Here is a 23,495-nt window from a genome sequence, read left to right on the forward strand (position 1 = left end):
CACTTATTGAGCGGATGCGCTTGCAAACCACCCGCCGACGCGGCACCTAGAGATCAACAATCAGGGAGCTTGCCATGAAGGCCGTTGGATACACCGCATCACTACCGATCGAAGAAGCCCAGTCGCTGGTCGATTTCGAGACCGCCACGCCGAAGCCTGTCGGGCGCGACATCCGCGTCGCGGTGAAGGCGGTGTCGGTCAATCCCGTCGACACCAAGGTGCGCAAGCGTGCCGCCCCGTCCGCAGGCGAGCACAAGATCCTCGGCTATGACGCCGCTGGCATCGTCGATGCGGTCGGGCCGGACGTCAAGCTGTTCAAAGTGGGCGACGAGGTGTTCTACGCCGGCTCCATCCTGCGCCAGGGCACCAATGCGGAATTCCATCTGGTCGACGAGCGCATCGTCGGCACCAAGCCGAAGACGCTGTCCTTCGCGCAGGCCGCAGCCTTGCCGCTGACCTCCATCACCGCGTGGGAATTGCTGTTCGACCGGCTCGGCGCCCTGCCCGGCCGCAGTGTCGATCCGCGCTCTTTGCTGATTACCGGCGGCGCCGGCGGCGTCGGCTCGATCCTGATCCAGCTCGCGCGACGCCTCACCGGCCTCACCGTGATCGCCACGGCGTCGCGGCCGCAGACCGTGAAGTGGTGCGAGGACCTCGGCGCCCACGCGGTGATCGATCACTCCAGGCCGATGAAGGATCAGATCAAGGCGCTGAAGCTGCCTGATGTCGCACTGATCGCCAGCCTGACGAACACCGACGATCACTTTCCGGCGCTGGCCGACATCCTCTCGCCGCAGGGCAGGATCGGTCTGATCGACGATCCCGCGAGCGTCAACTTCTCGCTGCTCAAGGGCAAGGCGGGATCGCTGCACTGGGAATCGATGTTCACGCGCAGCTCGTTCCAGACCGCAGACATGATCGGCCAACACCATCTGCTGAACGACGTCGCCGACATGATCGACAAGGGCGTATTGCGCACCACGCTCGACCAGACCTACGGCACCATCAACGCCGCAAATCTGAAGCGCGCGCATGCGCAGATCGAGTCCGGCAAGTCGGTCGGCAAGATCGTGCTCGAAGGCTGGTAGATCCAGCCATCGACGCGGTTTTTAGCTAGTTATCAAAGCTGTGTTACAAAGAGAGGCGGTCTGCCCGGCGCGCCTCTCTTTTTCATGCCGCCGGCAACTTGCGACGGCTGACGCGCGCTATCACCCGTGCCGGGGAACGCCACAGCAAGCAGCGCCCCTATTTCGTCCTCCTGCCGAGCAGCGCCCCTGCGGGGGTCTCCATGGCATGAGGTCGGCGTTTGGCGGACTGGCAAGCCTGTCCGGCATCCTACGCAATCGTCTGCACGATGCCGCCTTCGACGCGCAGCGAGGCGCCGTTGGTCGCCGAGGCTTCCTTGGAACTAACATAGACCACCATATTGGCAATTTCGTCGACGCTGGCGAGGCGCTGGATCAGCGAGGTCGGGCGGTTCTGCTTGACGAAGTTGACGCCGGCCTCGTCCTCGGACTGGCCCTGCTGCCGCGCCAGATCCTTGATGAAGGTCTCGACGCCCTCCGACAATGTCGGACCCGGCAACACGGAGTTGACCGTCACCGCCGTGCCCCTGGTGAGTTCGGCAAGGCCGCGCGACACCGACAGTTGCGCCGTTTTGGTCATGCCGTAGTGGATCATCTCGCGCGGAATATTGAGACCCGATTCCGACGAGATGAAAACGATGCGGCCCCAGTTGCGCTTCAGCATGCCCTGCATGTAGGCGCGCGACAGCCGCACGCCGGACATCACGTTGACCTCGAAGAACCGCGTCCAGTCCTCGTCGGGAATATCGAAGAAGCCCTTCGGCTCGAAGATGCCGGCATTGTTGATCAGGATATCGACGTCCGGCAGCGCTTCGACCAGCGCCTGGCAGCCTGCCGCGGTCGAGACGTCGGCGGCCACGCCCTTCACCTTGGCGCCCGGCAACGCCTTGGCGATCGCCGCGACGGCGGCATCGACCTTGGGCTTCGTGCGGCCATTGACGACGACCTCCGCGCCGGTGGCAGCAAGCCCTCTGGCAATGGCGTGGCCGATGCCGGCGGTCGAGCCGGTCACGAGGGCGGTCTTGCCGGTGAGATCGATCTTCATTGCGTCGCTCCATGTGATGATGGAGCTGATATCGGAACGCGCGGGACGGAGCGCAATCGCGCTCACGCGCGGGTGATGCCTCGTATCCAGCAACAAGTACAACTGTCATCGCCCGTCCCGGCGCGCACTTGCGCGCTGGGACCGGGCGATCCAGTACACTCGGGCCTATGTTTACTGGGGTACCCGGTCAAGCCGGTCGACGATATGGGAGTGTGCGGACGCAACAAAAAAGCGGCACCCGAGGGCGCCGCTTTTCCGAAACACGAAAGAAGAAGCTGATTTACGCGGCTTCCGACTTCTTTTCCTGGGTCGGGCCGGAATCGAGACCCTTGGCATCGGGATCGCGGTCGACGAATTCGATCAGCGCCATCGGGGCGTTGTCGCCGTAGCGGAAGCCGGCCTTGATGATGCGGGTGTAGCCGCCCTGACGGTCGGCATAGCGCTTGGCGATGACGTCGAACAGCTTGCGAACCTGATCCTGGTCCTTCATTTCGCTGATCGCCTGGCGGCGCATGTGCAGGCCACCCTTCTTGCCAAGCGTGACGAGCTTCTCGACGATCGGACGGAGTTCCTTGGCCTTCGGCAGCGTGGTGATGATCTGCTCGTGCTTGATCAGCGACGCGCACATGTTGGCGAACATCGCCTTGCGGTGTTCGGCGGTGCGGTTGAGCTTACGATGAACCTTACCGTGACGCATGATATCTAATCCTATTCAATTGCCACGACGGTTCGTCGGACATGTTTCAGGTGGGCTGCCTGTGTTCGCCCGCGGCAGTACGGCCGGCGTTAGCCGGCCATCCGCCATTCGTTTCTAGTAGTGGTCTTCGAAGCGCTTGGCCAACTCGTCGATGTTTTCCGGCGGCCAGCCGGGCACTTCCATGCCGAGGTGCAGACCCATCTGGGCGAGCACTTCCTTGATTTCGTTGAGCGACTTGCGGCCGAAGTTCGGCGTGCGGAGCATTTCGGCTTCCGACTTCTGAACGAGATCGCCGATGTAGACGATGTTGTCGTTCTTCAGGCAGTTCGCCGAACGCACCGACAATTCGAGCTCGTCGACCTTCTTGAGGAACGCCGGGTTGAAGGCGAGATCCGGAATGATCTCCTGCGCGACTTCCTTGCGGGGCTCCTCAAAATTGACGAACACGTTGAGCTGGTCCTGCAGGATGCGCGCGGCGTAAGCCACCGCGTCATCCGGCGTCAGCGCGCCGTTGGTCTCGATCGTCATGGTCAGCTTGTCGTAGTCGAGGATCTGGCCCTCGCGGGTGTTCTCGACCTTGTACGAAACCTTTCGAACCGGCGAGTACAGGCTGTCGACCGGGATCAGGCCGATCGGCGCGTCTTCCGGACGGTTGAACTCGGCGGCAACGTAGCCCTTGCCGGCGGCGACGGTAAATTCCATGCGGATCTCGGCGCCCTCATCGAGGGTGCAGAGCTGCAGGTCGGGGTTAAGCACGGTGACGTCGCCGACGGTCTGGATGTCACCAGCGGTCACGGCGCCCGGGCCCTGCTTCTTGATGACCATGCGCTTCGGGCCTTCGCCGAGCATCTTGATCGAGATGTCCTTGACGTTCAGCACGATGTCCGTGACGTCTTCACGCACGCCGGAGATCGAGGAGAACTCGTGCAGCACGCCGTCAATTTGCACGGCCTGCACGGCCGCGCCCTGCAGCGACGACAACAGGATGCGGCGCAGCGCATTGCCGAGCGTCTGGCCGAAGCCGCGCTCGAGCGGCTCGGCCACGAGGGTCGCAAAACGGGTTGGATCGCTGCCAGGGGTCACCTGCAGCTTGTTCGGCCGGATCAGCTCCTGCCAATTCTTCTGGATCGTTACTGTATCACCCATGCCGGTAAACCTCAGGCTTTGGAGATCGCGGTTCGTCCGCGCGATATCAAATCAACAAAAACAATCGCGGGCGGCCGATGCCACCCGCGTTCGCAACAAATCCTTAGACGCGCCGACGCTTGCGCGGGCGGCAGCCATTGTGCGGGATCGTGGTGACGTCGCGGATCGAGGTCACGGTGAAGCCCGACGCCTGCAGCGCGCGGAGCGCCGATTCACGGCCCGAACCGGGGCCCGCAACTTCGACTTCCAGCGTGCGCATGCCGTGTTCCTGCGCCTTCTTCGACACGTCTTCCGCAGCGACCTGCGCGGCATAAGGGGTCGACTTGCGAGAGCCCTTGAAGCCCATCGTACCGGCCGACGACCAGGCAATGGTGTTGCCCTGTGCGTCGGTGATGGTGATGGTCGTGTTGTTGAACGAGGAGTTCACGTGAGCGATGCCGGATGCAATGTTCTTGCGTTCACGACGACGGACGCGGGTGGCTTCCTTGGCCATGTGTAACCTTTCTATGTGATCTCAAACGCCGCCGTAATGCCAGCGGCTACACCTCAACGGTGAATGGCGAACAGCATGCTGTCCGCCCTCCTCCGCTATGATCCTTGCGAAATTACTTCTTCTTGCCGGCGATCGACTTGGCCGGACCCTTGCGCGTACGCGCATTGGTGTGGGTGCGCTGGCCGCGAACCGGCAGGCCGCGACGATGGCGCAGGCCGCGGTAGCAGCCGAGATCCATCAGGCGCTTGATGTTCATGCCGGTCTCGCGACGAAGATCGCCTTCGACCATGTAGTCACGGTCGATGACTTCGCGGATCTGCAAGACTTCGGCGTCCGACAGCTGGTTGACGCGACGATCGGTCGGGATCTTGACCTTCTCGAGAATGTCAGCGGCGTTCTTCTGGCCAATGCCATGAATATACTGAAGCGCAATGAGGGCGCGCTTGTTGGTCGGGATATTTACACCGGCGATACGGGCCAAGACTTCTCTCCTGTCACCGGTCCATCACGGAGCGGCATTATATTCATTCTGTCGGGGTTGTCGGGCGGGTCTCCGCAAAACGCGAACACGACGCCCGCCCCCTGAACTTGGTGGGGCCCGGCATCGTCTGACAAACATCCGACTGGATTACGGGCCTTATTAAAGTATTCGACTTCGTTCCGTCAACCTCGACTAGCGTTTGGCTCGCTTTTTCGCGGTCTTCTTGACGGAATTGGCCGCCCTCTTCGCCCCGAAAACCGCTTTTTTTGCGGTTTTCGCGGACTTTTTCACGGTTTTACCTTTGGCGACCGATTTCGCGGCCTTCTTCGGCGCCTTGGCAGCCTTCTTGGCGACCTTCTTGACGGCTTTCTTCACCGCCTTCTTGGCTGCTTTGGCCGGCTTGGCCTTCTTTGCCGGCGCCTTTACGGACTTTTTCGCCGCTTTCTTCGCCGGCCTGGCGGCCGATTCGCGCTTTACGGCGACCTTCTTCTTCGCGGACTTGCGCACGGTCTTCTCCGCGCTGTCCGAATCGGCGATCGCATCGAGCACGCGGTTGATTTCGAGCGTCACTTCTTCGATCGACATCATGCCGTCGATGGTGATCAGCTTCCGCTTGTCCGAGTAGTAGTGCACCAACGGCTCGGTCGACGCGCGGTAGTTCGACAACCGCTGGGAAAGCACTTCCGGCGTGTCGTCATTGCGCACAGTCTCGCCGCGCTCGGTCATCTGCGCGATGCGCGCCTCAACCCGCTGCAGCAGTGCGCTCTCGTTGACGCGCAATTCGATCGCGGCGTCGAGCTTCAGCCCCTTGGACTTCAGCAGCGCATCGAGCGCTTCGGCCTGCGGCACGGTGCGCGGGAAGCCGTCCAGGATGAAGCCATGGGCGGCATCCGGCAGTTCGATCCGGTCGGAAATGATACCGACAACAACCGCGTCCGGTACCAGGCCGCCCGAGGCCATGATGTCCTTCGCCTTGAGGCCGATCTCGGTCTCGGCGGCGACGGCGGCGCGAAGCATGTCGCCGGTGGAAAGCTGAACGATGTTGTAACGCTCGACGAGACGCTGTGCCTGCGTTCCCTTGCCCGCCCCCGGCGGCCCGAGAAGAATCAGCCTCATTTGCGCCGACCCCTCAGCTTCGATTTGCGGATCAGGCCTTCATACTGGTGCGCCAGCAGATAGCCCTGCACCTGCGCGACCGTATCCATCGTGACGGAAACCACGATCAGCAGCGACGTGCCGCCGAAGTAGAACGGCACCGACGCATAGGAGATCAGGATCTCCGGGATCAGGCAGACGATAGCCAGATAAGCGGCGCCGAGCACGGTGACGCGCGACAGCACGAAGTCGATATATTCGGCCGTGCGCTCGCCCGGACGGATGCCCGGGATGAAGCCGCCATGCTTCTTGAGATTGTCGGCGGTCTCGGTCGGGTTGAACACGATGGCCGTGTAGAAGAACGCGAAGAAAACGATCAGCCCGATATAGGTGATCAGGAACAGCGGACGGCCGTGGCCAAGCTGCGTAGTGATCCACTGGAACCACTCCGGCCCCTTGCCGGCATTGAAGCTGGCGATGGTCGCCGGCAGCAGCAGCAGCGAGGAGGCGAAGATCGGCGGGATCACGCCGGACGTGTTGAGCTTGAGCGGCAGATGCGAGGACTGACCCTCGAACATCTTGTTGCCGACCTGGCGCTTCGGATACTGGATCAGCAGCCGGCGCTGTGCGCGCTCCATGAACACGATGAAGGCGATCACGACGACGGACATGATGATGACCAGCAGGATCAGGCCGGTCGACAGAGCGCCCTGGCGGCCCAGCTCGAGCATGTTGGCGATCGCAGAGGGCAGCTCGGCGACGATGCCGGCCAGGATGATAAGCGAAATGCCGTTGCCGATGCCGCGCGAGGTGATCTGCTCGCCCAGCCACATCAGGAACATGGTGCCGCCGGTCAGCGTCACCGTGGTCGAGAGCAGGAAGAACATGCCGGGTTCGCTGACGACATTGCCCGCGCCCTGCAGACCGACGGCGATACCATAGGACTGGAAGAGCGCCAGGATCACTGTCAGGTAGCGGGTGTACTGGTTGAGCATCTTGCGGCCGGACTCGCCCTCCTTCTTGAGGGCCTCGAGCTTCGGCGACACGGTGGTCAATAGCTGGATGATGATCGATGCCGAAATATACGGCATGATGTTCAGCGCAAAGATCGCCATGCGGTTGATGCCGCCGCCGGCGAACATGTTGAACATGCCGAGAATGCCGCCGGCCTGCTGCTTGAACACAGCTTCCCATGCGGTGGGGTCGATGCCCGGCAGCGGAATATAGGTGCCGAACCGATAAACCAGCAGCGCACCCAGGGTGAACCAGATGCGCTTCTTCAGTTCATCGGCCTTGCCGAGCGCCGAAAAGTTGAGGTTTGCGGCTAATTGTTCTGCTGCAGAGACCATAGTGACCTTCTTCCGCGCCCCTCGCGCCACAATGCCCCGACCAGCGGGGCATTCGGCAGACGCCGGACATTAATTGGTGCTCGGCATTGATAAATTCTACCGCCGAAACGCGCAAGACCGTCTGCGGTCGCAGACGGTGACGCAGATGATTAAGCGGCCTCGCCTTCGGCCTTCTTCGGCTTCGGGTTGAGGATCTTGACGGTGCCGCCGGCCTTCTCGATCGCCTCGATGGCAGACTTCGAAGCGCCATGCACTTCCACGGTCAGCTTGACGTTGATCTCGCCACGGCCGAGCAGACGGACGCCGTCCTTGGCGCGACGGATGACGCGAGCCTTGACCAGCGATTCGGCGTTGATGACGCCCGCGGTGTCGATCACCTTATTGTCGATCGCATCCTGGAGACGGTCCAGGTTGATCTCGGTGAAGTCGAGGCGGAAGATGTTGTTGAAGCCGCGCTTCGGAAGACGACGATGCAACGGCATCTGGCCGCCCTCGAAGCCCTTGATCCGCACGCCCGAACGCGCGGTCTGGCCCTTGCCGCCACGGCCGGACGTCTTGCCCTTGCCGGAACCAATACCGCGGCCGACGCGCATACGCTTTTTGCGGGAGCCGGCGTTATCGGCGATATCGCTGAGCTTCATCGTTCTCTTCCCTTTATCGGACCGCCGCCCTGAAGCCCGATATCCGGGCCTCGAAGGAGCGTCGGTTGTCACCTGGCACAGCCGATCTGCGGCTGCCTGGAGGCGACGTGAGCTTACTTATCCTCGACCACGCGGACGAGGTGCTGAACCTTGGCGATCATGCCGCGAACCGAAGGAGTATCCTCCAGCTCGGAGACGCGACCGATCTTATTGAGCTTCATCCCGATCAGGGTCGCGCGCTGCGAGTGATGGCGGCGGATTGCGCTGCCGATCTGCTCGACCTTGATCATCTTTGCGGCGGTTGCCATCGTGGTAACTCCAAAAGTCGTGATTACTCAGCGACCACTTCAGCGTCACCGCCAACGCGGCGCGACTGCAGGGTGGACACCTTGATGTTGCGACGGGCGGCGACCGAACGCGGCGAATCCTGATGCTTCAGCGCATCGAAAGTGGCGCGAACCATGTTGTAGGGATTCGACGAACCGATCGACTTGGCGACCACATCCTGGATGCCGAGCGTTTCGAACACGGCGCGCATCGGGCCGCCGGCGATGATGCCGGTACCGGCCGGGGCTGCACGCAGATAGACGCGACCCGCACCGTGGCGGCCGGCGATATCGTGGTGCAACGTGCGACCCTCGCGCAGAGCGACGCGCAGCAGGTTGCGCTTGGCCGATTCGGTGGCCTTGCGGATCGCTTCGGGAACCTCACGTGCCTTGCCGTGACCGAAACCGACCCTGCCCTTCTGATCGCCAATCACGACCAGCGCTGCGAAACCGAAGCGCTTGCCGCCCTTGACGACCTTGGCCACACGGTTGATGTGGACCAGCTTGTCGACGAATTCACTGTCGCGCTCTTCCCGGCCGCCCCTGTGGCCGCCACCGCGCTCGCGTTCACCTGCCATGGTGTTTTCCAATCCTTGAGAGGCTCACGCCCCAATCCTGTGTCCGTTCAATCAATGAAAGTGTCGTCGCTTAGAAGCTGAGGCCACTTTCACGAGCCGCATCCGCAAGCGCCTTGACGCGACCATGGTAGAGATAGCCACCACGATCGAACACGACTTCCTTGACGCCATTCTTGACCGCACGCTCGGCGAGCAGCTTGCCGACCGCCTTCGCGGCATCGACGTCCGCACCGGTCTTGCCGGATTCGCGCATCGTCTTTTCCAGCGAGGAAGCCGACGCAAGCGTCTCGCCCTTCAAATCGTCGATCACCTGAGCGTAGATATGCTTCGACGAGCGGAAAACCGACAGGCGCGGACGACCATTGGCGGTCCGGCGAAGCGAGAGCCGCACGCGTTGCTTGCGCCGGGCATTCGTAATCTTGAGTTTCGACATGTCCGGCTCCGTTACTTCTTCTTGCCTTCCTTGCGGAAGATAAACTCGTCGGAATATCTCACGCCCTTGCCCTTGTAGGGCTCCGGCGGACGATAGCTGCGGATCTCCGCGGCCACCTGACCAACGCGTTGCGAATCGTTTCCGGAGATGAAGATCTCGGTCGGCTTCGGCACCGTGATCAAGATCCCCTCCGGGATATCATAGACGACATCGTGGCTGTAGCCGAGCGCGAGCTGCAGCTTCTTGCCCTGGAGAGCGGCACGATAGCCGACGCCGGTGATGTCCAGCTTCTTTTCGAAGCCCTTGGTGACGCCTTCGAGCAGATTTGCGATCTGCGCGCGGGCGGTACCGTAGAGTGCGCGGGCGCGATTGGTCTCGATCCGCGGCTTCACCGTAATGGAGCCGTTGTCGAGCTTCACCTCGACGTCGTCGTGGACGATGAACTGAAGGTTGCCCTTCGGGCCCTTCATCTTGACCACCTGGCCATCGACGGTAGCGGTGACGCCCGCGGTGACCGTGACTGGCTTTTTGCCAACTCGTGACATGGCTAATCCTTCCTCAGAACACCGTGAAGAGAACTTCGCCGCCCACGTTCGCTTCGCGCGCTTCGTGGTCAGCCATAATTCCCTTGGGTGTCGACAAAACCGAAATGCCAAGACCGTTCTTCACGCGCGGCAGGTTCTTCACCGAGACGTAAACACGACGTCCTGGCTTCGAAACGCGCTGAATTTCACGGATGACCGGTTCGCCATCGAAATATTTGAGCTCGACTTCGAGCTCGCTACGGCCGCTCGAATGCTCGACGCTGGCGTAGCCACGGATGTAGCCCTCGTTCTTCAGCACTTCGAGCACATTTGCGCGCATCTTGGAGCCGGGGGTCGAAACCTTCGGCTTGACGCGCATCTGAGCGTTGCGGATGCGGGTGATGAGGTCGCTGATCGGGTCGTGCGTTGACATGATGCGATCCCCTTACCAGCTCGACTTCACGAGCCCGGGAACCAGGCCGCGAGAGCCCAGGTCACGCAGCGCGATACGGCTGAGCTTGTTAATGCGATAGACCGCATGCGGACGGCCGGTGATCTCGCAACGATTCATGATCCGGACCGCCGACGAATTACGCGGCATTTCGGACAACTTCATCGTTGCGGCGAACCGCTCTTCCATCGGCAGGGTCTTGTCGGCGATGATGGCCTTGAGCTTCGCGCGCTTGGGCGCAGCGTTCTTGGTCATCCGCTTCCGACGGTTATTCTTCTCGATCGAACTCTTCTTTGCCATGCTTGGCTCCTGGGTTACCGCGTTTGAAAAGCTTGTCAGCTTCTCACTGCCGGAACGGGAAATTGAAGGCGGTCAACAGCGCGCGGCACTCATCGTCGGTCTTTGCAGTCGTGCAGACCGTGATGTCCATGCCCCACGTCTCCCCCATCTTGTCGAAGTCGATTTCGGGGAAAATGATGTGTTCCTTGATGCCGAGCGAGTAGTTGCCGCGGCCGTCAAAGCTCTTCGGGTTCAGGCCGCGGAAATCTCGGACGCGCGGCAGCGCGACGTTGATCAGGCGGTCGATGAACTCGTACATCTTGACCTTGCGCAGGGTCACCTTGGCGCCGATCGGCTGGTTTTCACGCAGCTTGAAGGTCGCGATGGCGTTGCGCGAGATCGTGATCACCGGCTTCTGGCCGGCGATCAGCGCGAGATCGGCAGCTGCCGTCTCGGCCTTCTTGCGGTCGTTGACGGCTTCGCCGATGCCCATGTTGAGCACGACCTTGTCAAGACGCGGAACCTGCATGACATTCTGATAACCGAACTGCTCGGTCAGCTTGCCACGGATCTCCTGGTCGAACTGTTCACGAAGACGCGGAATATAAGCGGTTTCAGACATCGATCTGATCTCCCGAGCGCTTGGCGATCCGAACCTTGGTGCCATCCGCCTGAATCTTGAACCCGACGCGGGTCGGCTTGCCGTCCTTGCCGACGATGGCAATGTTGGACAGCTGGATCGGCGCCTCTTTCGAGATGATGCCGCCTTCCTGGGCCTGGGTCTGCTTCTGATGCTTCTTGACGAGGTTGACGCCGCGAACCAGCGCCTTGCCTTCGGTCGGACGAACCTCGAACACTTCGCCGGTGCGCCCCTTGTCGCGACCGTTCAACACGATGACCTTGTCACCCTTGCGAATCTTGGCAGCCATTACAGCACCTCCGGCGCAAGCGAGATGATCTTCATGTGGTTCTTGGCGCGCAGCTCGCGCGGCACGGGCCCAAAGATACGGGTACCGATCGGCTCCGACTGATTGTTGATCAGCACGGCAGCGTTACGGTCGAAGCGGATGACCGAACCGTCAGCGCGGCGAATGTCCTTGCGGACACGAACCACGACGGCCTTCATCACGTCGCCCTTCTTGACCTTCCCGCGTGGGATGGCTTCCTTGATCGATACGACAATAATGTCGCCAACAGTAGCATACCGGCGCTTGGATCCACCAATCACCTTAATGCACATGACACGGCGTGCGCCTGAATTATCGGCCACGTCGAGGTTGGTCTGCATCTGAATCATTGATGCACCTCGTCCTCTGATTTATGCGCAAAGTCGCGCGTAGATGAAATGCGCAAGTCGCGCTTTAGGCGGTCTTCTTCTGTTCGCCCCGGACAACCGTCCAGCGCTTCAGTTTGGAGATCGGCTTGCTCTCCTCGATCCACACCATGTCGCCCGGCTTGAACTCGTTGTTCTCGTCGTGCGCGTGATAGTTTTTCGAGGTCCGAATGGTCTTCTTGTAGATCGGGTGCGTAAAGCGACGATCGACGCGGACGACAACCGTCTTGGCTTGCTTGTCGCTGACGACCACGCCCTGAAGTGTACGTTTCGGCATGTTCGGCCCCTTACTTCGACTTCACGTCGCGCTTTTGCGCGGCGATGGTCTTGATTCGTGCGATGTCACGACGCGCTTCACGCAGGCGAGTCGTATTCTCCAACTGCCCAGTAGCACGCTGGAATCGCAGATTAAAGCGTTCCTTTTTCAGACCGAGGACGGCGTCGTCCATCTGGTCCTGGCTCATCGCTCGGATATCGGCGGTTTTCATCTCGGCCATGATCTTACCCTTACTCGGCAATGCGCGTGACGAAGCGCGTCTTGATCGGCAGCTTCGCGGCGGCCAGCGTGAACGCCTCCTTGGCGGTCTGCTGGGTGACGCCGTCGATCTCGAACAGCACCCGGCCCGGCTTGACGCGCGCAACCCACAGTTCCGGCGTACCCTTGCCGGAACCCATGCGGACTTCGGCAGGCTTCTTCGAGACCGGCAGATCCGGGAAGATGCGGATCCAGACGCGGCCGGCACGCTTCATGTGACGGGTCAGCGCGCGGCGCGCGGCTTCGATCTGACGGGCGGTGAGGCGCTCGGGCGCCATCGCCTTCAGGCCGAACTGACCGAACGCCAAGGTTGCGCCGGAGGTCGCCACGCCGTGAATCCGGCCCTTATGCGCCTTCCGGAACTTGGTCTTCTTTGGTTGCATCATGGCTTACGCCCTCAAACCTTCTGATTAAGCAGCGTCGCGACGCGGGCGGGAATTGTCACCCTCGGCCATGCGCTTGTCCTGGGCCATCGGATCGTGCTCAAGGATTTCGCCCTTGAAGATCCAGACCTTGACGCCGCAGGTGCCGAACGTCGTGAACGCGGTGGCGACGCCGTAGTCGATGTCCGCGCGCAGCGTGTGCAACGGCACGCGACCTTCGCGATACCATTCCATACGCGCGATTTCCGCGCCGCCAAGGCGACCCGAGCAATTGATGCGGATGCCTTCGGCACCGAGGCGCATCGCCGACTGCACCGCCCGCTTCATCGCGCGGCGGAACGCCACGCGGCGCTCAAGCTGCTGCGCGATCGACTCGGCGACCAGGGTCGCATCGAGTTCCGGCTTGCGGATTTCGACGATGTTGATCGTGACGTCCGAAGCGGTGATGTCCGACACCTTCTTGCGAAGCTTGTCGATGTCAGCGCCCTTTTTGCCGATCACGACGCCCGGACGTGCCGAGTGGATCGTGACGCGGCACTTCTTGTGCGGACGCTCGATGATGATCTTGGCGACAGCCGCCTGCTTCAGTTCCTTGTGCAGCACTTCGCGGATTTTGACATCCTCGTGCAGCAGCTTGCCGTATTCGTTCTTGCCGGCGTACCAACGTGAATCCCACGTACGGTTGATGCCAAGACGCAGACCGATTGGATTGATCTTCTGACCCATCGTACTCTCCCGCGCCCTTAAGCTGTCGCCGCTTCAACCTGACGAACAACGATCGTCAGCTGCGCGAATGGTTTGAAGATGCGTCCCGAACGGCCGCGGCCGCGCGGGGAAAAACGCTTCATGACAATGCCCTTGCCCACATGGGCCTCGGAGACGACGAGCGCGTCGACATCGAGGTCGTGGTTGTTCTCGGCATTTGCGATCGCCGACTCAAGGCACTTCTTGACGTCGACGGCGATGCGCTTGCGCGAAAACTGCAGGTCGGCGAGCGCGGCGGAAGCCTTCCGGCCGCGGATCATCTGCGCCACCAGGTTCAGCTTCTGCGGGCTCACGCGCAACATGCGGGCGATCGCCTTGGCCTCGTTATCCGGGAGGCTCCGTTCGCGCTTTGGCTTGCTCATAACTTAGTCCTCAGCCCTTCTTGGCTTTCTTGTCGCCCGAATGACCGTGGAAGGTACGGGTTGGCGAGAACTCGCCGAACTTGTGACCGACCATTTCTTCATTGATGGCAACAGGTACATGCTTTTGGCCGTTATAAACGCCAAAGGTAAGACCGACAAACTGCGGCAGGACCGTGGAGCGACGGCTCCAGATCCTGATGATGTCGTGACGCCCTGACGCGCGAGCAACTTCTGCCTTCTTGAGCAGCGAGCTCTCGACGAACGGGCCTTTCCAGACTGAACGAACCATGTCCGGCGATCCTTACTTCTTCCGCTTGTGGCGGCTGATGAGAATGAACTTCGTAGTCGACTTGTTCGAGCGCGTCTTCTTGCCCTTGGTCGGCTTGCCCCACGGGGTAACCGGATGACGGCCGCCCGAGGTCTTGCCTTCACCACCACCGTGCGGATGGTCGACCGGGTTCATCGACACGCCGCGGTTATGCGGGCGACGACCAAACCAGCGCATACGGCCGGCCTTGCCCATCGAGGTATTCATGTGGTCGGGGTTCGACACGGCGCCGATTGTCCCGGTGCAACGGCCGTGAACCAGGCGCTGCTCACCGGAATTCAGGCGAACGATCACATAGTCATGGTCGCGGCCGACGAGCTGGGCGTAAGTGCCGGCGGAACGGGCGATCTGGCCGCCCTTCCCGATCTTCAGCTCGACGTTGTGGATGATGGTGCCGATCGGCATGTTTCCGAGCGGCATGACATTGCCCGGCTTCACGTCGACGTAGTTTCCGGCAATCACGGTGTCACCGACGGCGAGACGCTGGGGCGCGAGGATGTAGGACAGCGTCCCATCTTCGTACTTCAGCAGCGCGATGAAGGCGGTGCGATTCGGATCGTACTCGAGTCGCTCGACCTTTGCAGGCATATCGACCTTGGTACGCTTGAAATCGACGATACGGTAGGTCTGCTTGTGACCGCCGCCGCGAAAACGAACGACCGTGCGACCGGTGTTGTTACGACCGCCGGAGGAGTGCTTGCCTTCGGTAAGCGTCTTGACCGGCTTGCCCTTGTAGAGGCCCGAGCGATCGACGATGACGAGCTGGCGCTGGCCAGGGGTCGTCGGGTTGAATTTTTTAAGTGCCATCGGATATCCGCCTTATAGCCCGGTCGTGACGTCGATGCGGTGGCCCTCTTCGAGGGTCACGATCGCACGCTTGACGTCCGACTGCGAACCGAAGTTGCCACGAAACACCTTCTGCTTGCCCTTGCGGACCAGCGTGTTCACGCTCTTCACTTTGACATCGAACAGCTTCTCGATGGCTTCCTTGATCTGCGGCTTGGTGGCCTTGATCGCGACCTTGAACACAACCTTGTTGAATTCGGACGCAACGGTCGCCTTCTCGGTCACCACGGGGGCGACGATGATGTCGTAATGGCGCGGGTCAATGTTCTTCATTTGAAGCGCGCCTCCAACGCATCGAGTGCCGCACGGGTCAGAACCAGCTTGTGACGGCGCAGAATGTCATAGACGTTGATGCCCTGGATCGGCAGCACGTCGATGTTCGGAATGTTGCGGGCCGCCATGGCGAAACCGGTGTGGACTTCGGCGCCATCGACGATCAGCGCATTGGTCAGGCCGAGGCCCGAGAAATGACCGATCAGGGCCTTGGTCCTGGCTTCTTCCAGGGTGGCGTTCTCGATCACGATCAAGCCGCCGTCCTTGGCCTTCGAAGACAGAGCGTGCTTCAGAGCCAGCGCGCGAACCTTCTTGGGCAGATCGAACGCATGAGAGCGCACGACCGGACCGAAGGCGCGACCACCGCCGCGGAACTGCGGGACACGGGCCGAACCGTGACGCGCACCGCCGGTGCCCTTCTGCTTGTACATCTTCTTGCCGGTGCGCCAGATCTCGGCGCGACCCTTGGTCTTGTGCGTGCCAGCCTGGCGCTTGGCGAGCTGCCAGTTGACGCAACGCTGGATGATGTCGACGCGCGGGTCGAGACCGAAGATGGCATCCGACAGCTCGATCGAACCTGAGTCCTTGCCCTCAAGCGTGGTGACGTTCAATTTCATCTCACACGCCCTCCTTCTCGGCGACAGGTGCCTCGGCAGGGGCTTCCTGCTCGGCGCCAACCAGGCGGAACTTGCCAGGCTTCGGCGCTTCCTTCGGAAGAGCCTTCTTGACGGCGTCGCGAACCGCGATCCAGCCGCCCTTGGAGCCGGGAACGGCGCCTTCGACGAGGATCAGGCCGCGCTCGACATCGAGCTGCACAACACGCAGGTTCAGCGTGGTGATCTTGTCGACACCCATGTGACCGGGCATCTTCTTGTTCTTGAAGGTCTTGCCGGGATCCTGACGTCCGCCGGTCGAACCGATCGAACGATGCGATACCGAGACGCCGTGGGTGGCGCGCAGACCGCGGAAATTCCAGCGCTTCATACCGCCGGCAAAACCCTTACCGACCGAGGTACCGGTGACATCGACAAACTGACCGACCACGAAGTGATCCGCCTGGATCTCGGCGCCGACCGGGATCAGCGCGTCTTCCGACACGCGGAATTCCGCGACCTTACGCTTGGGTTCAACCTTGGCGACCGCGAACTGGCCGCGTTCAGCCTTCGGCAAATAAACGGTTTTGCGCGTGCCCGAACCGAGTTGCAACGCAACGTAACCATTCTTCTCGCTGGTGAGGTGACCTAACACCTGGCAATTGCCCAGCTTTAGCACGGTCACTGGAATGTGCTCACCGGTCTCCGTAAAGACCCGTGTCATTCCGACCTTTTGTGCGATCACTCCGGAGCGCATCGGCGTGCTTCCTGTTCTTTCTGTCCGTTTGACGGGACTGGACCTAAAAAAATTCGTCTGTGACTCAATCCGCTTTAAGCGGGCTGGATCAGAGCTTGATCTCGACATCGACACCGGCGGCCAGATCGAGCTTCATCAAAGCATCGACGGTCTGCGGGGTCGGATCGACGATGTCCAGGAGGCGCTTGTGGGTGCGCATCTCGAACTGCTCGCGGCTCTTCTTGTCGACGTGCGGCGAACGGTTGACGGTGAACTTCTCGATGCGGGTCGGCAGCGGGATGGGCCCGCGAACCTGTGCACCGGTGCGCTTCGCCGTGCTGACGATCTCGCGGGTCGAAGCATCGAGAATCCGATGATCAAACGCCTTGAGCCGAATGCGGATATTCTGGCCGTTCATGCCGTTGTCTTTCTTTGTCGACTTAACTTCGCGTCAGGTCGGGAATAGCGGACATCCGCTATTCCCTGCCCCGGCCTATTACTCGATGATGCTTGCGACGACGCCTGCACCGACGGTGCGACCGCCTTCACGGATGGCGAAGCGCAGCTTCTCTTCCATCGCGATCGGCACGATCAGGTGCACTTCCATCGCGATGTTGTCGCCCGGCATCACCATTTCGGTACCTTCCGGCAGATGGACCACACCGGTCACGTCGGTGGTGCGGAAGTAGAACTGCGGACGGTAGTTGGTGAAGAACGGGGTGTGGCGACCGCCCTCTTCCTTGGTCAGGATGTAGGCCTCGGCCTTGAACTTGGTGTGCGGCTTCACCGAACCCGGCTTGCACAGCACCTGGCCGCGCTCGACTTCCTCACGCTTGGTGCCGCGCAGCAGCGCGCCGATATTGTCGCCGGCCTGACCCTGGTCGAGCAGCTTGCGGAACATTTCCACGCCGGTGCAAATCGTCTTCTGGGTGTCGCGGATACCGACGATTTCGATTTCCTCGCCGACCTTGACGATGCCGCGCTCGACGCGGCCGGTGACGACGGTGCCACGGCCCGAGATCGAGAACACGTCTTCGACCGGCATCAGGAACGGCTGGTCGATCGGGCGTTCCGGCTGCGGGATGTAGGCGTCAACCGCCTTCATCAGCTCGAGGATTGCGTCATGACCGAGCTTCTGGTCCGAGTTCTCGAGAGCGGCGAGCGCCGAACCCTTAATGATCGGAATGTCGTCGCCCGGGAAGTCGTACTTGGAGAGAAGTTCGCGAACTTCCATTTCCACCAGTTCGAGCAGTTCCGGATCGTCGACCATGTCGCACTTGTTGAGGAACACGACCAGCGCGGGCACGCCGACCTGGCGGGCCAGCAGGATGTGCTCGCGGGTCTGCGGCATCGGGCCGTCGGCGGCGGAGACGACGAGAATGCCGCCGTCCATCTGAGCCGCACCGGTGATCATGTTCTTCACATAGTCGGCATGGCCGGGGCAATCGACGTGCGCATAGTGGCGGTTGGCGGTCTCGTACTCGACGTGGGCGGTCGAGATCGTGATGCCGCGGGCCTTTTCCTCCGGCGCCTTGTCGATCTGGTCGTAGGCGGTGAACGTCGCGCCACCGGACTCAGCGAGCACCTTGGTGATCGCCGCGGTCAGCGAGGTCTTGCCGTGATCGACGTGACCGATGGTGCCGATGTTGCAATGCGGCTTGTTGCGTTCGAATTTAGCTTTACCCATGATTCTCTCCGTTCAGTCGTTAACTGTCGCTAACGACAATCAGGCAAACTTTTTCTGGACTTCAGCCGACACGTTCGCCGGAGCTTCGGCGTAGTGGTCGAACTGCATTGTGAAGGTCGCGCGCCCCTGGCTCATCGAGCGCAGCGTATTCACGTAACCGAACATGTTCATGAGCGGCACCATCGCATTGATCACGTTGGCATTGCCGCGCATGTCTTGACCCTGGATCTGGCCGCGCCGCGAATTCAGATCGCCGATGACCGAACCGGTGTAGTCTTCCGGGGTCACGCATTCGACCTTCATGATCGGCTCGAGCAGGACAGACTTGCCCTTCTGCAGCGCGTCGCGGAAAGCGGCGCGGGAAGCGATTTCGAAGGCCAGGGCCGACGAGTCGACGTCATGGTAGGCGCCGTCAACCAGCGAAACCTTGACGTCCACGACCGGGAAGCCGGCGACGACGCCCGAACCCAGCACAGAGTTGAGGCCCTTTTCGACGCCGGGGATGTATTCCTTCGGAACCGAACCACCGACGACCTTGGATTCGAAGATGAAACCCGAGCCCGGCTCGCCCGGCTCGACGACGAACTTGACCCGCGCGAACTGGCCGGTACCACCGGTCTGCTTCTTGTGGGTGTAATCGACTTCGGCCCGCTTGGTGATCTTCTCGCGGAACGCCACCTGCGGCGCGCCGATGTTGGCATCGACCTTGTAGGTACGACGAAGGATGTCGACCTTGATGTCGAGATGCAGTTCGCCCATGCCCTTGAGGATGGTCTGGCCGGACTCAAGGTCGGTGGAGACGCGGAACGACGGATCTTCCGCCGCCAGCTTCGCCAGAGCGACGCCGAGCTTCTCCTGGTCGGCCTTAGTCTTCGGCTCGATCGCGAGCTCGATGACGGGCTCAGGGAATTCCATCTTCTCGAGGATGACCTGCTTCTGGGCATCGCACAGGGTGTCACCGGTGCGGGTTTCCTTCAGGCCGGCCAAAGCGACGATGTCGCCGGCATAGGCTTCCTTGATGTCTTCGCGGTTGTTCGCATGCATCAACAGCATGCGGCCAATGCGCTCCTTGCGCTCGCGCGTCGAGTTGACGACGCCGGTGCCGGAAATCAGCGTGCCGGAATAGATGCGGCAGAACGTGATGGTGCCGACGAACGGATCGTCCATGATCTTGAACGCGAGCAGCGCGAGCGGCTCGCTGTCGTTCGGCAAACGGATGACTTCGCCGCCCTCGTCGTCAACGCCGACGATGGAGGGAACGTCGACCGGCGACGGCAGATAATCGACGACCGCGTCGAGCAAGGGCTGCACGCCCTTGTTCTTGAAGGCCGAACCGCACAGAACCGGATAGAACGCGCTGGTCAGCACGGCCTTGCGGATCAGGCGCTTGAGGGTGGCTTCATCGGGCTCAACGCCATCGAGGAAAGCGGCCAGAGCATCGTCGTCGAGCTCGACGGCGGCTTCCACCATCTTCTCGCGATATTCCTTGGCCTTCTCGACCATGTCGGCCGGGATCTCGATGTCCTTGAAGTTCGCACCGAGGGCTTCGTCTTCCCAGATGACGCCCTTCATGCGGACCAGATCGATCAGACCCTTGAAGTTGCTCTCCTCGCCGATCGGCAGCTGGATCGCAATCGGCTTGGCGCCGAGACGGTCGATGATGTCCTGCAGGCACTTGTAGAAGTCAGCGCCGGTCTTATCCATCTTGTTCGCGAAAACGATGCGCGGAACGCGATACTTGTCGCCCTGACGCCAGACGGTCTCGGTCTGCGGCTCGACGCCCTGGTTGCCGTCGAGCACGACGACGGCGCCGTCGAGCACGCGCAGCGAACGCTCGACTTCGATCGTGAAGTCGACGTGGCCGGGAGTGTCGATGATGTTCAGACGCTTGCCGTTCCAGAACGCAGTGGTGGCTGCGGACGTGATCGTGATGCCCCGCTCCTGCTCCTGCTCCATCCAGTCCATCGTCGCTGCACCTTCGTGCACTTCGCCGATTTTGTGGCTCTTGCCGGTGTAGTACAGGATACGCTCGGTGGTCGTGGTCTTACCGGCATCGATATGCGCCATGATACCGAAATTTCGGTAATCCTCGATGGCATGTACGCGGGGCATGGGCTCGTCCTTAAATCCGTTGTTTCGCCGTTACCAGCGATAGTGCGAGAACGCGCGGTTGGCTTCCGCCATCTTGTGCACGTCTTCCCGCTTCTTCACGGCGTTACCACGACCGTTCGACGCATCGAGCAACTCGGCCGAGAGACGCTCGGTCATGGTCTTCTCGTTGCGGGCACGGGCGGCGGTGATCAGCCAGCGAATGCCGAGCGCCTGACGGCGCACGCTGCGGACTTCGACCGGCACCTGGTAGGTGGCGCCACCGACGCGACGCGAACGAACTTCGATCGTCGGCATCACGTTTTCCAGGGCCTGCTCGAAAACTGGCAGCGGGCCCTGCTTGGTCTTGCCTTCGATCATCTCCAAGGCACCGTAGACGATGCTTTCAGCGGCAGACTTCTTGCCGTCGTACATGATCGAATTCATGAACTTGGTGATGATGATGTTCCCGAACTTCGGATCCGGGTTGACTTCACGCTTTTCAGCAGAATGGCGACGAGACATCGATAATCCCCGTTACTTCGGACGCTTCGCGCCGTACTTCGAACGGCGCTGCTTACGGTTCTTGACGCCCTGGGTATCCAGCACGCCGCGGAGAATGTGGTATCGCACGCCGGGCAAATCCTTGACGCGACCGCCGCGGATCATCACCACAGAGTGCTCCTGAAGGTTATGACCTTCGCCCGGAATGTACCCGATGACTTCGAAGCCATTGGTCAGACGCACCTTGGCGACCTTACGAAGCGCCGAGTTCGGCTTCTTCGGGGTCGTGGTGTAGACGCGCGTACAAACGCCACGCTTCTGCGGCGACTGCTGCAGCGCCGGCACCTTCTTGCGCGACTTCTGAACGACACGCGGACTTGCGATCAGCTGGTTGATCGTCGGCATCTTCGCCTTCACCCTTGTTCAGGCGAAGCCATAACGGCTTCGCAAATTGTTTGGGGCCACCTGCCCCATCGATCCACTCACAGATCAAAGAAAGATTCACGCAAAACGAAATCACGCCAACCGCTCATACCTGAGCAGAAAGCGTTTCACGCCACAGAGGACCGCGATCGTGACTAACGGGCTTGCGCCTGATAGTCTGTACCGAGGTCATGCAATCTGATCTGTCTGTTGAGAACTTGCTCAAAAGACGGACGTTTTGACATTGCCTAGCTTTAAGCGACAGCGTTTGAGCTTCTTGGATCGAGGTTGGTGCCCGCTCCTGCCCCGAAAGGCTGGGTCCCTCAAGACTGATCTTGGAGGACGCTAGAGGGTGGTCCGTTCCGACACTTACGAAGCTCACCGCCTGTCGGTGAGTGCGCGGGTTTTATCCCCGGGGGTTACCCAAGTCAACACTAAAGCGCGAGCCGAGAAACGCTTCTGACAGCAGGGCTTCTAGCATGTCGGATGCTGCAAAAACATGCCGGATTCATGGGGTTTGCGTGACATCCACCGCAAAATCCGCACCGCAAAAACATTACCGATTGATGAACGCCGGACGACGTTTTCGAGCCAGTTTGAGCGCGATCGGAACAGGATCGGCCAGAATCGGTAGAACCGGATGCGTTTTGGGGAATCGATAGGGAATCGTATGCGCGGAGCCGTTGGCCGGGTAAGGCGGCATGGCGCGCAGCGGCGCGCGGCTGCTGTCCGGAGCAGAGGCTCAATGAGGGCCGGCCACGAATGGTTCCGCCCCGCCATGCGGGCAGGCTGCGCTTATCCGGGCTACGGACTACACCTTGGGAACGAGGGAACTCAGCGGCACGTCGAGCTCATAGACGAACCCCGACGGCTCATAGCTGAGCTTGACCTGGCCGGAGAGCTGCTGGCCGAGTGAGCCCATCATCTTGGTGCCGAAGCTGCGCCGGGTCGGCGCCTGCACCAGCGGGCCGCCGGTTTCGCGCCAGACCAGCTTCAGCCGCTCGGTCGCCGTGTCGATGGTCCAATCGATCGCGACCCGGCCGGTCGGAACCGACAATGCGCCGAACTTGGTGGTGTTGGTGCACAACTCGTTCAGGGTCATCGCCAGCGCGATCACAGCGCCGGACGACATCTTGATGTCCGGGCCGGTAATGGTGAACCGTCCCTCGCTCTGGCTGTCATAGGCCTCGGTGGCACCGCGGATGATGTGGTCGAGGCCGGCATTGGCCCAGGACACCTGCAGCAGCAGGTCATGGGCGCGGCCGAGCGCCAGCAGCCGGCCTTCGATCGCCTGCTGGCCGTGCGCGAGGCTGGGCGCGGTGCGCAGGCTCTGGGAGGCGATCGCGCTCACCGTCGCCAGCGTGTTCTTGATGCGGTGATGCAGCTCTTCCAGGATCAGCTTCTGCAGCTTGTCGGCGGCCTCGCGCTCCTTGGCATCGATGCCGGACTGGGCCAGCAGAACCTTGGCGTCGAACGAGGCCTGCTCTAGCAGCAAACGTAGGCTGTCGTTCTCAGCGGTGAGGAATTCCTGGGCGGTCGGCTGGTGCTCCGGCACGACCACGACGGGCGCGACCTCGGCAGCGGTGGGCACGATCGCCAGCACGCCGCCCCCGATCATCTCCTGCAACTGGGCGATCATCTGCGTGACGCCGATCGGCTTGCCAAAAAAGCGGCTGTCCTCTGGCTTTTCGGCGTCGGTCGGATTGATCCGGCCGGAAACCAGGATGATCTTTATCCCCGGCCAGCGGTCATGCACCGCATGCGCCAGCTTCAGCCCGTCCATCGAGCCGGGCATCTGGATGTCGGTGAACAACAGCGAAATGTCGGAGCGGGATTCCAGGATGCTCATGGCCTCGTCCGCGTTGACGGCCTCGACGGGGTTGAAACCGGCGTCCTCGACGATATCGACCGCGCGCATGCGCAGCACCATCTCGTCCTCGACGATCAGGACGTTGGGTGTCGCGGGCTGATCTGAACTCATGTCTAGGGGCTCTTCGAACGAGCCAGACAAAGATC

The 23,495-nt window shown here is 61.4% G+C and carries 34 protein-coding genes; 1 reads left to right on the forward strand and 33 read right to left on the reverse strand.

The window, feature by feature from the left end:
• The first annotated feature begins 74 nt into the window (after positions 1-74).
• Positions 75-1,088, forward strand: coding sequence for a zinc-binding alcohol dehydrogenase family protein (locus FNL56_RS18095; RefSeq protein WP_143574259.1), 1,014 nt, complete (start codon positions 75-77; stop codon positions 1,086-1,088).
• Positions 1,089-1,335: 247 nt separating this feature from the next.
• Here FNL56_RS18095 and FNL56_RS18100 read toward each other — a convergent pair whose 3' ends face one another.
• The 33 genes from FNL56_RS18100 to FNL56_RS18260 form a co-directional block, all read right to left on the reverse strand.
• Positions 1,336-2,130, reverse strand: a complete 795-nt coding sequence (locus FNL56_RS18100; RefSeq protein ID WP_143574260.1) for an SDR family NAD(P)-dependent oxidoreductase — start codon at positions 2,128-2,130, stop codon at positions 1,336-1,338.
• Positions 2,131-2,410: 280 nt separating this feature from the next.
• Positions 2,411-2,827: a 50S ribosomal protein L17 gene (gene rplQ / locus FNL56_RS18105; RefSeq protein ID WP_143574261.1), complete on the reverse strand. Its 417-nt coding sequence runs from the start codon at positions 2,825-2,827 to the stop codon at positions 2,411-2,413.
• A 114-nt stretch (positions 2,828-2,941) separates the two neighbouring features.
• Entirely contained in the window at positions 2,942-3,973 is a 1,032-nt protein-coding gene (locus tag FNL56_RS18110; protein WP_143574262.1) for a DNA-directed RNA polymerase subunit alpha, read from the reverse strand.
• 103 nt (positions 3,974-4,076) lie between these two features.
• Positions 4,077-4,466 carry a 30S ribosomal protein S11 gene (rpsK, locus tag FNL56_RS18115; protein ID WP_143574263.1) on the reverse strand — a complete coding sequence of 130 codons (390 nt, stop codon included), beginning with the start codon at positions 4,464-4,466 and terminating at the stop codon, positions 4,077-4,079.
• A 112-nt stretch (positions 4,467-4,578) separates the two neighbouring features.
• Positions 4,579-4,947 (reverse strand): 30S ribosomal protein S13, encoded by a 369-nt coding sequence (gene rpsM / locus FNL56_RS18120; protein WP_143574264.1) that lies wholly within the window; start codon positions 4,945-4,947, stop codon positions 4,579-4,581.
• 192 nt (positions 4,948-5,139) lie between these two features.
• Positions 5,140-6,063 carry an adenylate kinase gene (locus FNL56_RS18125; RefSeq protein WP_143574265.1) on the reverse strand — a complete coding sequence of 308 codons (924 nt, stop codon included), beginning with the start codon at positions 6,061-6,063 and terminating at the stop codon, positions 5,140-5,142.
• Positions 6,060-7,391 (reverse strand): preprotein translocase subunit SecY, encoded by a 1,332-nt coding sequence (gene secY, locus FNL56_RS18130; RefSeq protein WP_143574266.1) that lies wholly within the window; start codon positions 7,389-7,391, stop codon positions 6,060-6,062. Before secY ends, FNL56_RS18125 begins: the two co-directional genes overlap by 4 nt.
• A 149-nt stretch (positions 7,392-7,540) precedes the next feature.
• Complete coding sequence (gene rplO, locus FNL56_RS18135; protein WP_143574267.1) at positions 7,541-8,032, reverse strand: 50S ribosomal protein L15; 492 nt, start codon at positions 8,030-8,032, stop codon at positions 7,541-7,543.
• Positions 8,033-8,145: 113 nt separating this feature from the next.
• Complete coding sequence (rpmD, locus tag FNL56_RS18140; RefSeq protein ID WP_143574268.1) at positions 8,146-8,340, reverse strand: 50S ribosomal protein L30; 195 nt, start codon at positions 8,338-8,340, stop codon at positions 8,146-8,148.
• 23 nt (positions 8,341-8,363) lie between these two features.
• Positions 8,364-8,936, reverse strand: coding sequence for a 30S ribosomal protein S5 (rpsE, locus tag FNL56_RS18145; RefSeq protein ID WP_143574269.1), 573 nt, complete (start codon positions 8,934-8,936; stop codon positions 8,364-8,366).
• A 70-nt stretch (positions 8,937-9,006) separates the two neighbouring features.
• Positions 9,007-9,369, reverse strand: coding sequence for a 50S ribosomal protein L18 (gene rplR / locus FNL56_RS18150; RefSeq protein ID WP_143574270.1), 363 nt, complete (start codon positions 9,367-9,369; stop codon positions 9,007-9,009).
• An 11-nt stretch (positions 9,370-9,380) separates the two neighbouring features.
• On the reverse strand, positions 9,381-9,914 hold the full coding sequence (gene rplF, locus FNL56_RS18155; RefSeq protein ID WP_143574271.1) for a 50S ribosomal protein L6: 534 nt from the start codon (positions 9,912-9,914) through the stop codon (positions 9,381-9,383).
• A gap of 13 nt (positions 9,915-9,927) precedes the next feature.
• On the reverse strand, positions 9,928-10,326 hold the full coding sequence (rpsH, locus tag FNL56_RS18160; RefSeq protein ID WP_143574272.1) for a 30S ribosomal protein S8: 399 nt from the start codon (positions 10,324-10,326) through the stop codon (positions 9,928-9,930).
• A gap of 12 nt (positions 10,327-10,338) precedes the next feature.
• Positions 10,339-10,644, reverse strand: coding sequence for a 30S ribosomal protein S14 (rpsN, locus tag FNL56_RS18165; protein WP_143574273.1), 306 nt, complete (start codon positions 10,642-10,644; stop codon positions 10,339-10,341).
• A gap of 43 nt (positions 10,645-10,687) precedes the next feature.
• Positions 10,688-11,245 (reverse strand): 50S ribosomal protein L5, encoded by a 558-nt coding sequence (rplE, locus tag FNL56_RS18170; protein ID WP_143574274.1) that lies wholly within the window; start codon positions 11,243-11,245, stop codon positions 10,688-10,690.
• Positions 11,238-11,552, reverse strand: a complete 315-nt coding sequence (gene rplX / locus FNL56_RS18175) for a 50S ribosomal protein L24 (RefSeq protein WP_143574275.1) — start codon at positions 11,550-11,552, stop codon at positions 11,238-11,240. Before rplX ends, rplE begins: the two co-directional genes overlap by 8 nt.
• Complete coding sequence (gene rplN / locus FNL56_RS18180; RefSeq protein WP_143574276.1) at positions 11,552-11,920, reverse strand: 50S ribosomal protein L14; 369 nt, start codon at positions 11,918-11,920, stop codon at positions 11,552-11,554. The genes rplX and rplN overlap by 1 nt, the downstream gene beginning before the upstream one ends.
• A 64-nt stretch (positions 11,921-11,984) precedes the next feature.
• Complete coding sequence (rpsQ, locus tag FNL56_RS18185) at positions 11,985-12,233, reverse strand: 30S ribosomal protein S17 (RefSeq protein ID WP_143574277.1); 249 nt, start codon at positions 12,231-12,233, stop codon at positions 11,985-11,987.
• Positions 12,234-12,243: 10 nt separating this feature from the next.
• Complete coding sequence (gene rpmC, locus FNL56_RS18190; RefSeq protein ID WP_143574278.1) at positions 12,244-12,453, reverse strand: 50S ribosomal protein L29; 210 nt, start codon at positions 12,451-12,453, stop codon at positions 12,244-12,246.
• 10 nt (positions 12,454-12,463) lie between these two features.
• Positions 12,464-12,877: a 50S ribosomal protein L16 gene (rplP, locus tag FNL56_RS18195; protein WP_143574279.1), complete on the reverse strand. Its 414-nt coding sequence runs from the start codon at positions 12,875-12,877 to the stop codon at positions 12,464-12,466.
• 24 nt (positions 12,878-12,901) lie between these two features.
• Entirely contained in the window at positions 12,902-13,600 is a 699-nt protein-coding gene (rpsC, locus tag FNL56_RS18200) for a 30S ribosomal protein S3 (RefSeq protein ID WP_143574280.1), read from the reverse strand.
• Between the two features lie 17 nt (positions 13,601-13,617).
• Positions 13,618-14,001 (reverse strand): 50S ribosomal protein L22, encoded by a 384-nt coding sequence (rplV, locus tag FNL56_RS18205; protein WP_143574281.1) that lies wholly within the window; start codon positions 13,999-14,001, stop codon positions 13,618-13,620.
• A 10-nt stretch (positions 14,002-14,011) separates the two neighbouring features.
• Entirely contained in the window at positions 14,012-14,290 is a 279-nt protein-coding gene (rpsS, locus tag FNL56_RS18210) for a 30S ribosomal protein S19 (protein ID WP_143582215.1), read from the reverse strand.
• A 12-nt stretch (positions 14,291-14,302) separates the two neighbouring features.
• Positions 14,303-15,136, reverse strand: a complete 834-nt coding sequence (gene rplB / locus FNL56_RS18215) for a 50S ribosomal protein L2 (RefSeq protein WP_143574283.1) — start codon at positions 15,134-15,136, stop codon at positions 14,303-14,305.
• 12 nt (positions 15,137-15,148) lie between these two features.
• Positions 15,149-15,448 (reverse strand): 50S ribosomal protein L23, encoded by a 300-nt coding sequence (locus FNL56_RS18220; RefSeq protein ID WP_143574284.1) that lies wholly within the window; start codon positions 15,446-15,448, stop codon positions 15,149-15,151.
• The gene (rplD, locus tag FNL56_RS18225) at positions 15,445-16,065 is read right to left on the reverse strand and encodes a 50S ribosomal protein L4 (RefSeq protein ID WP_143582216.1); all 621 of its coding nucleotides are present in this window, start codon (positions 16,063-16,065) and stop codon (positions 15,445-15,447) included. Before rplD ends, FNL56_RS18220 begins: the two co-directional genes overlap by 4 nt.
• A 1-nt stretch (position 16,066) precedes the next feature.
• Positions 16,067-16,798 (reverse strand): 50S ribosomal protein L3, encoded by a 732-nt coding sequence (rplC, locus tag FNL56_RS18230; protein ID WP_143574286.1) that lies wholly within the window; start codon positions 16,796-16,798, stop codon positions 16,067-16,069.
• Between the two features lie 88 nt (positions 16,799-16,886).
• On the reverse strand, positions 16,887-17,195 hold the full coding sequence (gene rpsJ / locus FNL56_RS18235) for a 30S ribosomal protein S10 (RefSeq protein WP_013166261.1): 309 nt from the start codon (positions 17,193-17,195) through the stop codon (positions 16,887-16,889).
• A 78-nt stretch (positions 17,196-17,273) separates the two neighbouring features.
• Positions 17,274-18,464 (reverse strand): elongation factor Tu, encoded by a 1,191-nt coding sequence (gene tuf / locus FNL56_RS18240; RefSeq protein WP_143574287.1) that lies wholly within the window; start codon positions 18,462-18,464, stop codon positions 17,274-17,276.
• A gap of 39 nt (positions 18,465-18,503) precedes the next feature.
• A complete protein-coding gene (gene fusA, locus FNL56_RS18245; RefSeq protein ID WP_143574288.1) occupies positions 18,504-20,576 on the reverse strand; it encodes an elongation factor G in 2,073 nt (690 codons plus the stop codon).
• 30 nt (positions 20,577-20,606) lie between these two features.
• The gene (gene rpsG / locus FNL56_RS18250; RefSeq protein WP_143574289.1) at positions 20,607-21,077 is read right to left on the reverse strand and encodes a 30S ribosomal protein S7; all 471 of its coding nucleotides are present in this window, start codon (positions 21,075-21,077) and stop codon (positions 20,607-20,609) included.
• A gap of 12 nt (positions 21,078-21,089) precedes the next feature.
• Positions 21,090-21,461 (reverse strand): 30S ribosomal protein S12, encoded by a 372-nt coding sequence (gene rpsL / locus FNL56_RS18255; protein ID WP_011473880.1) that lies wholly within the window; start codon positions 21,459-21,461, stop codon positions 21,090-21,092.
• 829 nt (positions 21,462-22,290) lie between these two features.
• Entirely contained in the window at positions 22,291-23,460 is a 1,170-nt protein-coding gene (locus FNL56_RS18260) for an HWE histidine kinase domain-containing protein (protein ID WP_143574290.1), read from the reverse strand.
• Positions 23,461-23,495 lie beyond the last annotated feature (35 nt).

It is taken from the genome of Tardiphaga sp. vice304, assembly GCF_007018905.1.
Lineage (GTDB): Bacteria > Pseudomonadota > Alphaproteobacteria > Rhizobiales > Xanthobacteraceae > Tardiphaga.

Bases quoted from the DNA above. Each gene is read 5' to 3' on its own strand.
- FNL56_RS18095 (WP_143574259.1), top strand. From the start codon at position 75: ATGAAGGCCGTTGGATACACCGCATCACTACCGATCGAAGAAGCCCAG.
- FNL56_RS18100 (WP_143574260.1), bottom strand. From the start codon at position 2,130: ATGAAGATCGATCTCACCGGCAAGACCGCCCTCGTGACCGGCTCGACC.
- rplQ (WP_143574261.1), bottom strand. From the start codon at position 2,827: ATGCGTCACGGTAAGGTTCATCGTAAGCTCAACCGCACCGCCGAACAC.
- FNL56_RS18110 (WP_143574262.1), bottom strand. From the start codon at position 3,973: ATGGGTGATACAGTAACGATCCAGAAGAATTGGCAGGAGCTGATCCGG.
- rpsK (WP_143574263.1), bottom strand. From the start codon at position 4,466: ATGGCCAAGGAAGCCACCCGCGTCCGTCGTCGTGAACGCAAGAACATT.
- FNL56_RS18125 (WP_143574265.1), bottom strand. From the start codon at position 6,063: ATGAGGCTGATTCTTCTCGGGCCGCCGGGGGCGGGCAAGGGAACGCAG.
- secY (WP_143574266.1), bottom strand. From the start codon at position 7,391: ATGGTCTCTGCAGCAGAACAATTAGCCGCAAACCTCAACTTTTCGGCG.
- rplO (WP_143574267.1), bottom strand. From the start codon at position 8,032: ATGAAGCTCAGCGATATCGCCGATAACGCCGGCTCCCGCAAAAAGCGT.
- rpmD (WP_143574268.1), bottom strand. From the start codon at position 8,340: ATGGCAACCGCCGCAAAGATGATCAAGGTCGAGCAGATCGGCAGCGCA.
- rpsE (WP_143574269.1), bottom strand. From the start codon at position 8,936: ATGGCAGGTGAACGCGAGCGCGGTGGCGGCCACAGGGGCGGCCGGGAA.
- rplR (WP_143574270.1), bottom strand. From the start codon at position 9,369: ATGTCGAAACTCAAGATTACGAATGCCCGGCGCAAGCAACGCGTGCGG.
- rplF (WP_143574271.1), bottom strand. From the start codon at position 9,914: ATGTCACGAGTTGGCAAAAAGCCAGTCACGGTCACCGCGGGCGTCACC.
- rpsH (WP_143574272.1), bottom strand. From the start codon at position 10,326: ATGTCAACGCACGACCCGATCAGCGACCTCATCACCCGCATCCGCAAC.
- rpsN (WP_143574273.1), bottom strand. From the start codon at position 10,644: ATGGCAAAGAAGAGTTCGATCGAGAAGAATAACCGTCGGAAGCGGATG.
- rplE (WP_143574274.1), bottom strand. From the start codon at position 11,245: ATGTCTGAAACCGCTTATATTCCGCGTCTTCGTGAACAGTTCGACCAG.
- rplX (WP_143574275.1), bottom strand. From the start codon at position 11,552: ATGGCTGCCAAGATTCGCAAGGGTGACAAGGTCATCGTGTTGAACGGT.
- rplN (WP_143574276.1), bottom strand. From the start codon at position 11,920: ATGATTCAGATGCAGACCAACCTCGACGTGGCCGATAATTCAGGCGCA.
- rpsQ (WP_143574277.1), bottom strand. From the start codon at position 12,233: ATGCCGAAACGTACACTTCAGGGCGTGGTCGTCAGCGACAAGCAAGCC.
- rpmC (WP_143574278.1), bottom strand. From the start codon at position 12,453: ATGGCCGAGATGAAAACCGCCGATATCCGAGCGATGAGCCAGGACCAG.
- rplP (WP_143574279.1), bottom strand. From the start codon at position 12,877: ATGATGCAACCAAAGAAGACCAAGTTCCGGAAGGCGCATAAGGGCCGG.
- rpsC (WP_143574280.1), bottom strand. From the start codon at position 13,600: ATGGGTCAGAAGATCAATCCAATCGGTCTGCGTCTTGGCATCAACCGT.
- rplV (WP_143574281.1), bottom strand. From the start codon at position 14,001: ATGAGCAAGCCAAAGCGCGAACGGAGCCTCCCGGATAACGAGGCCAAG.
- rpsS (WP_143582215.1), bottom strand. From the start codon at position 14,290: ATGGTTCGTTCAGTCTGGAAAGGCCCGTTCGTCGAGAGCTCGCTGCTC.
- rplB (WP_143574283.1), bottom strand. From the start codon at position 15,136: ATGGCACTTAAAAAATTCAACCCGACGACCCCTGGCCAGCGCCAGCTC.
- FNL56_RS18220 (WP_143574284.1), bottom strand. From the start codon at position 15,448: ATGAAGAACATTGACCCGCGCCATTACGACATCATCGTCGCCCCCGTG.
- rplD (WP_143582216.1), bottom strand. From the start codon at position 16,065: ATGAAATTGAACGTCACCACGCTTGAGGGCAAGGACTCAGGTTCGATC.
- rplC (WP_143574286.1), bottom strand. From the start codon at position 16,798: ATGCGCTCCGGAGTGATCGCACAAAAGGTCGGAATGACACGGGTCTTT.
- rpsJ (WP_013166261.1), bottom strand. From the start codon at position 17,195: ATGAACGGCCAGAATATCCGCATTCGGCTCAAGGCGTTTGATCATCGG.
- tuf (WP_143574287.1), bottom strand. From the start codon at position 18,464: ATGGGTAAAGCTAAATTCGAACGCAACAAGCCGCATTGCAACATCGGC.
- fusA (WP_143574288.1), bottom strand. From the start codon at position 20,576: ATGCCCCGCGTACATGCCATCGAGGATTACCGAAATTTCGGTATCATG.
- rpsG (WP_143574289.1), bottom strand. From the start codon at position 21,077: ATGTCTCGTCGCCATTCTGCTGAAAAGCGTGAAGTCAACCCGGATCCG.
- rpsL (WP_011473880.1), bottom strand. From the start codon at position 21,461: ATGCCGACGATCAACCAGCTGATCGCAAGTCCGCGTGTCGTTCAGAAG.
- FNL56_RS18260 (WP_143574290.1), bottom strand. From the start codon at position 23,460: ATGAGTTCAGATCAGCCCGCGACACCCAACGTCCTGATCGTCGAGGAC.